This is a genomic window from Rheinheimera gaetbuli (assembly GCF_054781935.1).
Genome location: NZ_BAAGTL010000002.1, coordinates 156,957 through 171,238, shown reverse-complemented (window position 1 = coordinate 171,238; position 14,282 = coordinate 156,957). Strand labels below are relative to the sequence as shown.

The following is a 14,282-nucleotide window of genomic DNA, read 5'->3' as shown; positions in this document are numbered from 1 at the left end:
ATACCACAGGAGGCACTATGCCACCGGCTGCACGTTTAACTGATATGCATCTGTGCCCGATGCAAACGCCGGGCTTGCCGCCGATCCCACATGTCGGCGGCCCTGTAGTTGGGCCTGGCATACCAACAGTGCTGATTGAAAAGCTACCAGCAGCAGTGCTGGGTGACAACTGTATTTGTGTCGGGCCACCCGACAGCATCATTAAAGGCTCTGCCACAGTGCTGATAGGCGGCAAACCCGCCGCGCGGCTGGGTGATAACTGTGCCCATGGCGGTAATGTGGTAATGGGCGCTGCAACGGTGATGATAGGAGGCTAAATGAGTCGTGAGCAGCCGGATAACGCTTTTATCGGTATTGGCTGGGCTTTTCCGCCAACGTTTAGCCACAGCAACCGCCAGGCCGCTATGGTAACCGATGAGCAGGAAATCGAGCAAAGCCTGCGGATATTGTTTGCTACCCGACCGGGTGAGCGTGTAATGCAGCCGGACTACGGCTGTGCCTTACAGCCTTATGTGTTTAGTGCACTGGATGAACATGTGCTGGCCAATATTATTGCCGCTATTGAGCATGCGGTATTGTTTTATGAACCGCGGATCCGTTTACTGCACGTTAAACCCGACCTACAGCAGTTGTACGATGGGGTGTTGTTACTGCAGGTGAGCTATCAGATCCGCAGCAGCAACAGCCGGCACAATATGGTGTATCCGTTTTATCTGCTCGAAGGCAGTGAGGTGTCGTTGTGAGCAATAAGTCTGACGCGACGCCCAACTGGCCAGCGCAGTTTTATACTGATGGCACGGTGCAAAGTGCCGAGCGCTATGCGCCGTTGCAGCCCGGATATTTTCAGATGGATGAGCTGAATATCAATCAGCTGATCAGCTTAACTGCGGCGCTGGCGCAGCAAATCCGTTTTGTCAGCACCAGCAACGAGGTTAATCAGAGCGCAGCGGAGAAAACCCACAGCAGTGCAAACCTCGACAGTGGCGATACTTCGCCGCGTAATTGGCAGCTATTGTTTCACCAGAGCGAACTGGTGACGCTGGCACAAATCGCCGCACTGGATCTGGCCAGTTTGCAACGTGATTGGCAAGCATTATCAGGGCAGCCTAAGCGGCGGCAACTGCAATTTGTACAGCGTTTGCTACTGCAGTTTAACCACTGGTATCAGCAATTACTCGACGCGGGTTCTGATGCTGCGCTGTTGCTGGCCGACAAACTCAGTACCAGCTGGCAGTTACATCTGGCGGCGGTATTGCCGCCGCTACCGGACGCGGCGCTCTCGCAGCCGAACAGTTTATTTACCCTGGCACCGGCGCAGGCTAAACCGCTGCAGGCTCCCAGCGATACCCTGGCGCACTGCTGGGGGGCTGCACTGCAGTTGGGGCGTTATTTACAGCAGGAATCTGAGGCCCGGCTGGCGCCGTTATGGCAATCCGGGCAGACAGAGCCGGCGCTGGCATTGCTGCTGGCGTTTTTAAAGCTGTATCAGACCAGACAGCAGCAGCTAAATCAGCTAACGGCGCGGCATCTGGCATTTTATTACGATGATTGTTTAAAAATGCCGCTGCAGCAGGCGGTGCGGCAGCGTTTGTGGCTGAGTTTACCGCTGCAGGCACAGGCTAAGCCGATGTCGCTTGCTGCCAATACCTTGTTTAGCGCCGGCAAAGACAGCGACGGCAAAGCGTTGTTGTTTCAAAATTTGCAACCGCAGTGGCTGAATAAGGTGCAGGTGCAGCAATTGTGCAGTGTCAGTTTACTCAGCAGCCGGCGCATCTCGCCCGAATATGAACTGGGCTTTGTCAGCCGCATGTACAGCAGTGCGCATAACGCCGCGCCCGATAGCCCCCGACCGCTGTTTATCGCTGATGACAACGTGGCTCGTTTACCTGGCTTTGCCATTGAATCTGCAGTCCTGGCCCTGAGTGAAGGTGAGCGCAGTATCAACGTGCAACTGACACTGGCGGTGGCTGAAGAACTACGCGCTGATTTTAACCAACTGCTGCCGTTATTACTGCAGTGCCAGCAGTTAAGCCGGTTTTATGCTTTGTTTGGCCTGTTATTTAGCTACTACCTGTTTGGCCCGGAACACTGGCTCAGTGATGCGGACAAAGCCCGGCTGCAGCAGAAAGCGAAAACGCTGTGTCTGGCGCACGGCGATGCGCAAAGTTATAGCTGTATCGAGCAGTTATTGCAGGACGACAGAATGACGGTGTTTTACCGCTACTGCAGCAATTTATTTCTGCTGCGGCTGTCGACGGCAGAAGGCTACATCGAGGTAAGCGAATACAGTTTGCAGCCGCTGGGAGGCACAGAGCCCGGGTTGTTACTCAGCTGTCAGCTGAGCAGAAGCGTTGCGCCGCTAATTGCCAATGCACAAGGGCTGGCCAGTATGCAGTTGCTGCTTAATCCCGGCGCTAAGTTGTGTGGCTATACCTTGTGTAGCCAGTTTGATTTAGTGCGCTGCCGGTTGGATGTCAGTGTCCGCGGCGCCGGTCAGCTTAATTTAGCTAATCAACAGGGGCCGCTCGATGGCAGTAAGTCCTTCTGGCCGTTTGGCCCGGTGCCGGGGCGTGGTAGTTATCTGTTATTTAATCATGCTGACTGGCAGCACAAGCAGCTGCTGGCGCTGGAGCTGGAGTTGCACTGGGCCCAATTGCCGGATCATTGCAACGGTTTTGCTGGCCACTATGCCGGCTACAACGAGCCGGGCAACCCTTCTCAACCAGCTATCAGCAACCAAAGTTTTACCGCACAACTGGATTTGCTCGATAACGGCCAGTGGCAGACATTAACTGAGCAAGCTCAGCATCGCAGCGAGTGCGCTCTGTTTGCCAACCAGGCCGGCAGCGAGCGTTTAGCTCAGCGCCAGCAGCTGGTATATAACGATGTGCGGGCGTTTCGTTTACGGCGTGACCAGGCGGGGGCGCCGTATCAAAATAGTGCTACTGAGGGCTTTTTTCGCCTGATGCTGTGCCAGCCGGCAATGGCATTTGGCCACAGCCGTTATGCCACAGCATTAAGCAGTACCTTGTTGTATAACGCCCGGCATAAGAAACCCCAACCGTTGCCATTAGCGCCCTATGCGCCACAATTGCAACGGTTTAGCCTGAATTATCGCGCCCGCGCTGATATTTATACCCGGCAAGACCCGACACCAGGCAGCCAGGACCGACTGATACAGCTTTACCCTTTTGGCCAGCGCCAAAGCTATCCATCGGCTGAGCGCAGTGCGGTGCGTTTGCTACCGTATTTTGCGCATCAGGCTTATGTGTGTCTGGGGCTAAGCGGTGACGACATAAGCGGCCAGCTTAGCTTACTGTTTGATATTGAACCTGCACAGGGTAGTAGTGACACCGTGCCGGATAATGCGCTGCAGTGGCAATATCTGCACAATGATCAGTGGCAGGACTTACCGCGCCAGGCGCTGTTGTCAGATAGCAGTTTTGGCCTTACCTGCAGTGGCGTGGTGCTGTTACAGCTGCCGCACGCGTTACAGCAGCAGCACCAGCTGATGCCCTCAGGTCTGGGCTGGCTTCGGTTATGTTGCCCGGCCCAGAGCCGTCGTTATGGTCGGGTGCGTCGCATTTTAACCAATGCGGTGCCGGTAGAGGCACTAGACCCGCAGCGGCAACTGAGCGCACAGCAACTCGCGGGTGCTGTGCCGCTGCAATGGCAGTGTCAGCGCAAATTGCCCGGCTTAGCCCAGCTGGACTACCTGCTGCCGTTGCAAAATGCCGGGCAACAAGAAAGCGACAGTGCGCGGGTACAGCGCATTGCCGAGCGCTTAAGCCATAAACAACGGGCCTGCACGCCCTATGATTATGAACGTCTGGTGTTGCAGGCTTTTCCTCAGCTGGCCAAAGTAAAATGTTTTGCCAATGCTAACTTGCACCGGGCGCAGTTGACGGCGGGCCGTTTGTTGTTAGTGGTGCTGGCAAAAGTACCGCAGTGTCAACATCAGCGCTGCGGCCAGGCGTTAGTCAGTGGCGAGTTGCTGCGGCAAATTAAGCACTATGTATCGCAGCTGGCATCGCCCTTTGCCGCGGTTGAAGTGGCCAACCCCGGCTTTGAACAGCTGCAGGTGCGCTGCGCAGTGAAGCTCAATAGCCTGCGCCAAAGTGGTGATGGCTTGCAGTTGTTGCAACAGGAGCTGTCGGACTATCTCTGTCCCTGGACTAACGATAGGCATAGTGCCCGTTTTGGCTGGGAGCTCAGGCCACAGCTGCTGCAGTCGTTTATTCAGCAACGGCCCTACATTGATTACGTTACCGATTTCTCCGTGCTGCATATCAGTGAGTTCGGTAGCCGGCAATACCGCATGTTGGACAGTGCTTGTTTCAGTGCCGCTCAGCAGCCGGTATTGCGACCGATGCGGCCCTGGCACTTGCTGGAGCCTGCCAGGCAGCATGCACTGCAATTGATTAACCAAAGCCAGCCAATAAAGGCACAGCCAACGGGTGTCAGCGAGCTGGAAATTGGCCAGACTTTTATTATTTCGCAGGATGCAGGCGATGGCTAAACGAAACCGCAATACGCTGAAAAATTTCTTTCGCGATGGCGCCATGCCTACGGCGCGTGAGTTTGCCGATCTTATCGACTCGTCGCTCAATACGCTGGAAGATGGTTTTGACAAATCAGCCAGCAATGGTTTTGAAATTACCGTGCTGGGTAAACACACTGAATTACTGAGTTTTTTTCGCGACAACTTAACCGAGCAACCGTTGTGGCAGCTGCGGTTTGATGAAAAAACTAATGCGCTGCAGTTTAAACCATTAAGCGGTGAACCGGTGCTTAGCGTGACGCCGCAGCAGCGGGTCGGTATTGCAACCACAACGCCGGCCAGCACGCTGGATGTGGCGGGTGTGGTAAGTATGCAGGGCCAGCGTGGCTATCAGCCCACCGGCAAAGCGCAGGTGGCTGCTGATGGCCAATGGCATGATATCAGCGGGCCCTTGCATGGCTGTCATGCTTTTGACGTGATGGCTGGTACCGGCAATAAGGGCACGGGTAAGTACGCTCTGCTTAAGGCAACGGCGCTCAATACCTTTAATCCAGTGGGCTGGTGGTTTAATTTTCTTAATCACAAAAAGCGCATCCGGGTGCAGCAAGCCTATTATCTGGCACGCAGCAGTAAACTGGAGCTGCGCTGGCAAACGCTGCCAGAGAACAAATATTGCCTGCAGCTGCGCTCGCGCAGTGATTTGGGGCCGGACATCCGCATCAGTTATTTTTTAACGCAGCTTTGGTTTGATGAGCTGATGAGCCAATGCTGGCAGGCGATAGATCAATCCGGTGCATCTGGCGGAGGCAATAATGGCTGAGCCTGACGCACCGCTGCAAGCGGGTCCCAGCATCAAGCGGCGACAAACGCAGCAGCCAGATAGCTTTAACCAGCTAAAACAGCAGGGCCTGGCCGATATCATTCGTCTGGCCGGTAAGCGCTGGACCGACTACAACCTGCATGACCCCGGCATTACCTTGCTTGAGCATTTGTGTTTTAGCCTGACCGAGTTGCAGTATCGCTGCGACTTTGCCATCAATGAGCTGCTAAGTAACGCAGATGGCGAAATTGATTATGATGCGCTCGGCCTGGTGGCGCCGCAGCATATTTTAAGCAGCCGGCCGGTTACCGCCGCAGATTACCGCCGTTACCTGTTGGATCAGTTACCGCAACTGGCAGATATTAACCTGCTACCCGACGGTGTTACTGGCTTGTACCGGGCACTGGCGGTGGCGGCCGACAGTGATGCCGATGTAGGACAACTGGACGCCGATATTCGCCGTTGCTATAGCGCTCAGCGCAATCTGGGTGAGCAACTGGGCGACATTAGTTTGCTGACACCGCTTCAGTGTCAGCCCGTGGCAGAACTTGAGATCCGCGCCTCAGCCGACGCCGTTGAAGTGTTAGCCGAGTTTTATTTTCGTTGTCAGCAACTGTTGCAACAAAGCAGTGAACGCCAAAGTTATGCCGATTTACTGGCACAGGGGCAAAGCTACGCGCAGTTGTTTGACGGCCCGTTAACACCGGGTGGCATCTTAGTGCACAGTGAGTCGAGTGCCAGCGTACAGTTGCATGATTTTTTTCAGCCGCTGCAAGCCATTGACGGTGTGGTGCAACTGACGGCGTTTTCGCTGCGCTGCAACAGCGGGCACTATTATGACAGTTTGCCATTACAGCAGGGCCTGGCGTTATACGCACTGCAATTGCCCGATAGTACGGCATCGCTAAGCGTACAGCTGAAAGTCGGCGATAAGGTTATCAGTGTCGATGTCGCCGCAGTGTTACAGCGCTACCAGCAAAAACGGTTTCGTCAGCACAGTCGCTGGCAGGCTGATTTAGCCGGGCTGTGCGCTATGCCGCAAGGCCGTTACCGCGCCGTGGCACAATACCACTCATTACAGCGTCTTTTGCCAGTGACTTATGGCCTGACCCAAAGCAGCCAGACATTACAACCGCCGCAGTGGCAACTAAAAGGCTATTTGTTACTGTTTGAACAGCTGTTGGCTAATTTTCTTGCCCAGTTACAGCAGTTGCCGACACTGTTTTGCCCGGCGCATAGCGACCAAAGCTATTTTTGGCAAACCTTAACCGAGCAACATATCGATGGCATCAGCCAGTTGTACCCCTCTGATATGCCACAGCAGTTACGCCAGTTGTATCAACAGTTTGACGATGTGCTGTCGCGCAAACACCGCTTACTGGACTATTTGCTGGCGCTGTATGGCGAAAGCCTGTATCAGCACAGTTTGCAGCACTTTGACTATTATCACAGCGCGCACAGCGGCGCAGCGCGGCGTTTGGCGCAAAAAGTGCGTTACCTAAAGCAGATTGTCACCATGACGCGTGACCGGGTGGCGGCGCCGGATCATTATGCGCCGCTGTGGCGCGACGCGGTGGGCGGCTTTGTGCAAAAGCAGGCATTGGTGCTGGATTTGGGCCAGACGGCTCAATCGCTTACTACCGCAGTATTGCAGTATAAGCTCAGGCTTAGCAGTAAGCGGCAATTGCAAAGCCTGTATCTGGATGAAACCCGTGCCGAAGCTTTGCTTCAGGCTGTACCGGCCATCCGGCTACCGTTTGCCGCCGATAGCCCCAGGTTACGCCGGCGTCTGGCTGCTGCGGTATGTTTTCAGGGCGATACCTTGCCGCAGCAGTTGCTACAAAGTGGCGTAGCGCTGGCTAATTACCGCATCACGTTGACGCAACAGCGCTATCAGCTGCTATTAAAGGTACCCAACAGCCAGCGCGACGAATGGTGGTTATGTGGCAGTTACCGTCATTATCGCAGTGCGCTTATTCTGGCCAATGCGTTAAGCCGGTTTTTGTGTCATATCAGTTATATCTGTGAGGGGCTGCATTTGATAGAGCACATATTGTTGCTCAGTGCCAAAGCCCAAGCCAGAGTGCCGGCCGAATTCTACGATGGCCGTATAACGGTGTTGTGCCCGAACTGGACAGCGCGCTTTGCCGACAAAGGCTTTCAGCAGCTGGTATGCGAAAGCCTGCAACTAAACTGTCCGGCGCATATCAGCTGTCAGGTGCTGTTTATCAGTTTTGAGCGCATGCACCGTTTTGAGCGTTTGTTTAAATATTGGCGTAGCGCGATTAAAGCAGCACCTGGGGCGGCTGTCACAGAAACGGTGGCGTTGACGCAGTATCTGTATGCGTTGATCAAAGAGGCGGCAGCGGAGGGCGTCAATGCACCGGCTGACTGACATTGAGTTGGATTTTAACTGCCAAACCCTGGACAGGGCACAGTGGTTTAATGCCTCGGCTGAACAGCTGTGGCAGCAAGAATTGTTGCCAGTGGCGCAACAGGTGCTGGACGAGTTTGATATTGCCGCAAAGGTGCAGCTGGACGAGATATGCCTGCAATTACCGCCGTTGTGTCTGCCGGCAGATCGCTACCTTCTGCAGCATAGTTTTCGTCAGGCGCTGCGCAGCCAGTTATGGCTGTTGTTGCCACAGGCTACGTCGGTAGCTACCGGGCAACAACAGCAGCTAACAGCGGCCCAGCGCAACGATTTAATCGCCGCGTTAAAAAGCGCCGACACCGCCGCCTTAACGCTGCACTGGCCACTGTACCGCCGGTTTGCGAATGAGCTGGTGTTGCTGTTAAGACAGCTGGCTGCCAGTGGCGATATTTGCAGCGTGCTGGCATTTGGTTTAAGCAGCGATATGCTGGCCGAACTGGTGCAATTGCTGGCCCCGACCGAACAGCGTTTTGTATTGCAGCTGATGGCGCAGCCTCAGCTGTTTGCTATTACGCCAAGCCGGCTATCCGGTGCAGCGAGGCAACAGGTGCAGTTACCGGCACCGGCATTGCGTCAGCGTCAACGCCATTTATGGCAGTTAAGCCTGAGCTTTTTGCTGGTTGAACGCGGCAGCCGTTTTAACCGGCAAAGTTATCTGCATTATTTGCTACAGCGCATGGCCGCGCATGACAATGTGTCACTACAGGCTTTGGTACAGCATATGCTGCTGACGTTAGTGCAAAGCCAACGTTATTTTGCTGCTCACAGTCCATTATTGTTGCAGTTAACAGAGCTGTTGCAACCGCTATTGCCAAGACAGCAGTCTGACCGGGTAACGGCTGCGCCGACAAGTGCTGTGGCGTATTTTAGCCAGCGGCGGCTAGTTGCCAATGCCGCTTTGCCCGCCATCAAACGCCAGGCTGTGTCGAGGCAGGCATCGCAGGGAGATCCGCGTAAGTCGTTTGGACGTTGGCAGCAGTGGCAGTTTTTGTTGCGGCAAAACAGACTTACGCTCGCACAGCAGCGGCAGTTTAATACCTTACTGGCGCAACTCTTACAACAAAACAGCAGCTTGTGGCTGGATCAATTACGCCAGCAGTTACAGCTGGCTGGTCTGTTGCCCTCGCTGGTGCAGTATGCAGAGCCCGAGTTGTTACAGCGGTTATTTCAGCAATTGCAGCCAGCCAGTGTTGCGGCTATTACACCCTATATCCGTTTATTGCACTGGGCGCTGGCGGCGATAAACTTGCCGTTGCCGCTACAACAGCAAGCCCGATGGCTACCGTTGTTGCAATGTGCGCTGCAGCGTCAGCCGTTGACGCTAAAGCTGTTATTGCTGCAACTGCAGCTCTGGTTACAGGCGCAGCAGGGCGCGGTGGCAGGCCGGCAGACGTTGCAGCAGCTGGCGGCGCAATTGCAGTACTACGCGGACAACGTCGTGCTTAGCACTACGGTTAATAGCACAAGCGCGCAAAGCCAGGTGGCAAAGCTGTGGCAGCAGCTGCAATGGCAATTGGCGGTAACGGCACCTTGGGCGACGGCTGTGCGGCCGCTGTTGGCGGCTGAGGCTGTAACGCTGCGCGCTGCAGTAACAACCGCATTAATTAAGCCTGCAGGTGTAAGCGCAGGCAGTAAAAAGCAGGCTGGGTCTAAAGCGTTGGCCCTTAACGGGGTTAAGTTGGCCGCAGCAGACGCGGCGCCGGCAGCACCAAAGGCCACGCCATGGCTAAAGCGGGCCTGTCAATCACGCCAGCGGGCAGATACCCCGACACTGGCGCTTTGGCAGCAACTGGTTTCGCTGTTAGTGCAGGCGCTGCCAGTATCTGCACGCCAACAGGCGCAGCAATTGTGTCAGCAGCTTGTGATGCAGTGCCTGCCAGCAACGGTAAAGGCCGCAGCATTAACATCCAAGGCTGTTGCTCTGGGGGCGGCCGATATCGCTGCACAAAACAACGCCAGCCTTAGTTGCCATGTTGGCGTGGCGGAGACTTCCGCCTGGCAAACGGCGCCAGGCATGGCGTCTGGTCAGAGCGCGGTCGGTGCAGCAGAGGCTGCGAGTGCAGGGCAAACCAGAACGACAGAGGCATGGAGCGGCACCTTGTCAGACAGCCGTGTGTTAACGACAGCCTTGTTAACGACTGTGGCTGGGGCTCTGGCACCGGCCTGCACAGCGGTATTTTACCGCCAGTTGCAGCGTACGTTGCAACAGGGGGTAGCGGGGGCGGCACGTAAGCTGCTGCTCATGCAGCTGCAGCGTTTGCTGCAATACCTTGCCCCGGCACAGCTGCAACATCAGCGTGAGCCTGGCACTAAGCAAGGCGCTAAGCACGGCATAAAACATGGCATTGAACAGGCGACAAAACCGGGCACAGCACAGGTTTTAGCACCGGCTATGGTGTCTGGTCTGGTGAGCAATTCCCCCGAATGGCAAAGCGCGCCATTGTCCGCCGACACAGCCACCGCTAATGCCGCAGCGGACCGGCTTAGCGGCGCGCAACAACAGATGGCTGGCGAAGCGGTGGGGCAAAACACGGTATCGCATCAGGCTAACTTGCCCGGTCAGGCAAAGCGCACTGCGCCATCCTGGGCACAGCAGCACAGCGATAGCACAGAGGATGATATGCAGGCGGCGGCATCGATACAATGGGTCAGCAATGCTGGCCTGGTGCTGGCAGCGCCTTATTTGCCGATGTTATGGCAACGGCTGGGCTGGCTTGAGGCGCAGCGTTTTAGTCGTGTGCAGCATGCCTGGCAAGCCTGTGCGCTGCTGCACTATATGGCGACAGGTGAAAGCACGGAGTTAATTAGCGCTGATTACTGGCAGCAGTGGCGGCTGGGTATGTTGCTCTGTGGGCTGCAACCGCCTTACCCGGCCGGTGTCGATATAACATTGAGCACTGCGCAGCTCGAGCTGGCGGATAGCTTACTGGCCGGCATTCTGGCGCAGTGGCCGAAACTGGCCAACAGCTCGATTGATACGTTGCGGCAGTGTTTTTTGCAGCGCGGTGGTGGCTTGAGTAGCGTGGGTAACGGCAGTGGCTGGCAGCTGCAGCTCGATAGCGGCCCTTACGATATGTTACTGGATGGCTTGCCCTGGTCATTTTCATTAATCTGTCATCCATGGATGCAGGGGGAGCTTTATGTCCACTGGCGCGGTTAAGTTAAGCCCGGTCGCGGTTGATGATAATGCTTTGTGTTTGCAGCAGGAGCTTAACTGGCTGGCACGTTGCATTGAGCTTAGGTTGCACAGTTATTTTCAGCAGCAGAGCGTTAACTTACTGCAGCAAGCTACGCCACCGCTGCTGTCGGCGGCACAGGGCTGCTATGCGGATTTTGTGCTCAGGCAGCAGCTTAGTGCAACAGAGCGGCTTATTGTGCTGTTAGCCCTGGCACCGCATCTGCAGCCACAATTGCTGGACAGTTTTTTTGTCCGTAATGACAATCTTGGCCGCAGTTTTACTGAATTTGGCGGCTGTAGCACTAAGCAGCACAGTGGTTTTTTACCCAGCGCTGAAACCGCCGCCTTTTTACTGGCTGGCAATGACCTGACCAGCCGCTTACAGCTGATGCAATTATTACAACCCGAGCAACGGCTGCGGCGGTTAAATATTATCCAGCTGCAGCATGACAGCGGCGATGAACCGTTTTTAAGTGCCAGAATAAGCCTTAGTGCAGAGTATTTGCAGTTGTTTTTAACCGGCACCCGGCAAAAGCCGGATTACAACAGTCACTTTCCGGCTAAGTTATTAACTACGGCGCTGAGTTGGCAAGATTTGGTGCTGCCCGCTGCGGTGATAGCCGATATTGCCCATATCACCGGTTGGATCCAACATCAGCATACGGTTATGCAGCAATGGCAGCTGGGCCGCAGCATTAAACCTGGTTACCGCGCGCTTTTTTATGGCCCGCCAGGTACCGGTAAAACCCTGACCGCCACCTTAATAGGTCAGCAAACCGGTGCTGATGTCTATCGCATCGACTTGTCGGCCGTGGTGTCGAAATACATCGGCGAGACGGAAAAAAATCTGGCGGCGGTGTTTGATCAGGCGCAGGCCCGGCAGTGGATTTTATTCTTTGACGAGGCCGATGCACTATTTGGTAAACGCACCCAAACCAGCAGCAGTAACGACAGATACGCCAATCAGGAAGTGTCTTACTTGCTACAGCGCATTGAAGATTTCCCCGGCGTGGTGCTGTTGGCCACTAACCTTAAAGCCAATATTGATGAAGCCTTTGCCCGCCGCTTTCAGGCGATGCTGTATTTTCCGTTGCCGGATGTGTCTGAGCGGCTGCGGCTGTGGCGGCATATTCTTGGCACGGCAGTTGAGCTGGCCGCAGATGTCGATTTAACCTACCTGGCACATGAATTTGATCTATCCGGCGGGGCCATCACCAATGTGGTGCGTTATGCTGCTATCGCGGCCTTGTTGCGCAATGACAAGGCGCTAACGCAGGCCGATTTATTGCAGGGTATCAACCGCGAGCGCCGCAAAGAAGGAATGATGGTATGACGCCAAGGCTACGTCAGGGCATTATTTTACTGAGTATGGTGTTGGCGGCTATGTTGCTGCCGCTGCAGGCGGACAGCAATACCGTTGCTGATGCTAACGCGGTTACTGTGATCGGCTACTACCAACTTACCGCTCAGGACTTAGAGCAGCTGGCACAGCGTCAGGCTATTATTGATGCGGTAGCGGCGCTGGAGGGCCAGCTGTTTAGTGAACGTTACCAACTGATCAATGCACTGCAACCGCTATTGCGGCCGATTACGCGCCAAACCGATGATTATCTGGCGCAGTTAATCGCAACAGTTATCCTGCCTGACGATACTGATGACGCCAGCGCAGGGAACGTCTCAACAGCGACAAAGGCTTATACCCTCAGCTCTGAGGGGGTACTACAGTGGCAACAACGCCCGGAAGTGGCCAGTATACCTGACGCTGAACTTAAGCTGCTGACGTTATTACAAGACCAGCTCTTTCGTACCGAAGCACTGATGGCAGTGGCGCTGGACACTATTGGAGTTGCAACGCTTGATACCAGTGCAACTGCGCCGCTGCACAGCGCTGAACAAAGCCGCTTGCGGCAACTGGTGTATAGCAATGCCTTTAAAGCCGGGCGCTGGCCAGAACAAGCGCCAACCCCGTTAAGCTTAAAGCCCACGCCAGATTGCGGCTGCGCCGCAGAAATCGTAAAACGGGAGCGCTTTACTAACTTCAGTTATGGTTTTGTGCCTTATTGGCAACAGGGCAGCAGCGAGATTGCTTTTAACGCTTTTAATCGCATAGGCTTATATTCATTTACACTGGGTGAGCATAATCAGCTGAATAGTCCGCCCAACTGGCGTAATAACCGCCAATTTAATGCGTTTATTAACACGGCGCAGGCGCACAATACTTACCTGGATATAGTGGTAACAGCATTCGATCGAATCAGCTATCAGGCGGCTGACTTACAGCGTTTGCGTCAGCAACTGGTGGCTGAAGTGACGACTCCTATGGCCGGTTTTGCGCTGAATAATCTGCAACCCTGGCTCAGCTTTGGCTTAAGCTCCCGTCGTACCCGGGCCGATGGTATTACCTTTAATCTGGATTTAACGGCGCTTAGCGCGGCGGAGCAGCTAAACTTTGCCACCTTTTTGCGTGAATTACGCGCTGATCTAAAGTTACCGGTGCAGGCGACTAATGCCGATAGTTATTTTATTAATATAAAAGTACCGGCCAGCGCGGTATTAAACGCGGCCTTACCGCAATTAATGACATTGCACAGTAAAGCCGCAATGCCGGCTAATATGGCCCACACCCTGTACGCGCCGGAAAAACTGGCCGAGCTGGCGCCTCTGGTAAACCTGCTATTGGTAAGGTTTGATCATAGTGTTGAGACGGCGCTTAACCCCACCTCAAACGCTGCGAAGGATCCCTATCAATTTCGCCGCGAGATGAAGTTTTTAAAAACCGCCATCGATACCATGGCCAACGCCGATGACGCCACCTTACTGCTGGAAAAAATTCTGCCACTGTTTGAGATGAAGCAGTTAGCACAAACTGGCCAGCTATCTGAGGCTGATTTTCGTAATGACCTAACCTATGCCAACTGGAATTTTAGCGGTGCGGCGTTTTGGACCTTACCGCTAAGCCAAACGCAGTACGACGTGGTGCATCAGGCGTTTAGCGTGCCGGCAAATTATGGCTATCAGCAAGTGTTACAGCAGCTGTGCGACCAGGTATGCCCCAAGCGCTGGTTTTGGCGTTTAGTACTGGCGATGTTGCTATTGTCGGTGCTGCTTCTGTACCTGCTGGCAACACTATTTTATTACCCGCTACAGCGCTGGTTGGAGCATCCCGCTCTGCTGTATGGCGTACCGCTGGTTTTTGCCATTGGTTTATTACTGATTTTGTCCTGCGACCCATACTGGCATCAGTTTCAGTCGCTGATTTTAGTGGCGGTGCTAGCCGCAGTGGTACTGGGTTTTATACTCTACCGCCGCTTGCAGCAAAGGCGCGAGCACTATCCGTAGGCGCCACAAC

At 54.7% G+C, this 14,282-nt stretch carries 8 protein-coding genes; all 8 read left to right on the top strand.

All coding sequences use genetic code 11. From position 1 onward, the window contains the following. The first annotated feature begins 17 nt into the window (after nucleotides 1-17). Genes ACYVIC_RS03980 through ACYVIC_RS03945 form a run of 8 tightly spaced genes read left to right on the top strand, consistent with a single transcriptional unit; the run spans nucleotide 18 to nucleotide 14,272 of the window. Nucleotides 18-317 carry a PAAR domain-containing protein gene (locus tag ACYVIC_RS03980; protein WP_460857475.1) on the top strand — a complete coding sequence of 100 codons (300 nt, stop codon included), beginning with the start codon at nucleotides 18-20 and terminating at the stop codon, nucleotides 315-317. Next, nucleotides 318-743 carry a GPW/gp25 family protein gene (locus tag ACYVIC_RS03975; protein WP_460857473.1) on the top strand — a complete coding sequence of 142 codons (426 nt, stop codon included), beginning with the start codon at nucleotides 318-320 and terminating at the stop codon, nucleotides 741-743. Beyond that, nucleotides 740-4,519, top strand: a complete 3,780-nt coding sequence (locus tag ACYVIC_RS03970) for a hypothetical protein (RefSeq protein ID WP_460857471.1) — start codon at nucleotides 740-742, stop codon at nucleotides 4,517-4,519. Before ACYVIC_RS03975 ends, ACYVIC_RS03970 begins: the two co-directional genes overlap by 4 nt. Beyond that, nucleotides 4,512-5,321 carry a hypothetical protein gene (locus ACYVIC_RS03965; RefSeq protein ID WP_460857469.1) on the top strand — a complete coding sequence of 270 codons (810 nt, stop codon included), beginning with the start codon at nucleotides 4,512-4,514 and terminating at the stop codon, nucleotides 5,319-5,321. Before ACYVIC_RS03970 ends, ACYVIC_RS03965 begins: the two co-directional genes overlap by 8 nt. After that, nucleotides 5,314-7,716 (top strand): hypothetical protein, encoded by a 2,403-nt coding sequence (locus ACYVIC_RS03960; RefSeq protein WP_460857467.1) that lies wholly within the window; start codon nucleotides 5,314-5,316, stop codon nucleotides 7,714-7,716. Before ACYVIC_RS03965 ends, ACYVIC_RS03960 begins: the two co-directional genes overlap by 8 nt. Then, the gene (locus tag ACYVIC_RS03955) at nucleotides 7,700-10,915 is read left to right on the top strand and encodes a contractile injection system tape measure protein (protein WP_460857465.1); all 3,216 of its coding nucleotides are present in this window, start codon (nucleotides 7,700-7,702) and stop codon (nucleotides 10,913-10,915) included. Before ACYVIC_RS03960 ends, ACYVIC_RS03955 begins: the two co-directional genes overlap by 17 nt. Further along, the gene (locus ACYVIC_RS03950; protein ID WP_460857464.1) at nucleotides 10,896-12,266 is read left to right on the top strand and encodes an ATP-binding protein; all 1,371 of its coding nucleotides are present in this window, start codon (nucleotides 10,896-10,898) and stop codon (nucleotides 12,264-12,266) included. Before ACYVIC_RS03955 ends, ACYVIC_RS03950 begins: the two co-directional genes overlap by 20 nt. Next, nucleotides 12,263-14,272, top strand: coding sequence for a hypothetical protein (locus tag ACYVIC_RS03945; protein ID WP_460857461.1), 2,010 nt, complete (start codon nucleotides 12,263-12,265; stop codon nucleotides 14,270-14,272). Before ACYVIC_RS03950 ends, ACYVIC_RS03945 begins: the two co-directional genes overlap by 4 nt. Nucleotides 14,273-14,282: the final 10 nt, after the last annotated feature.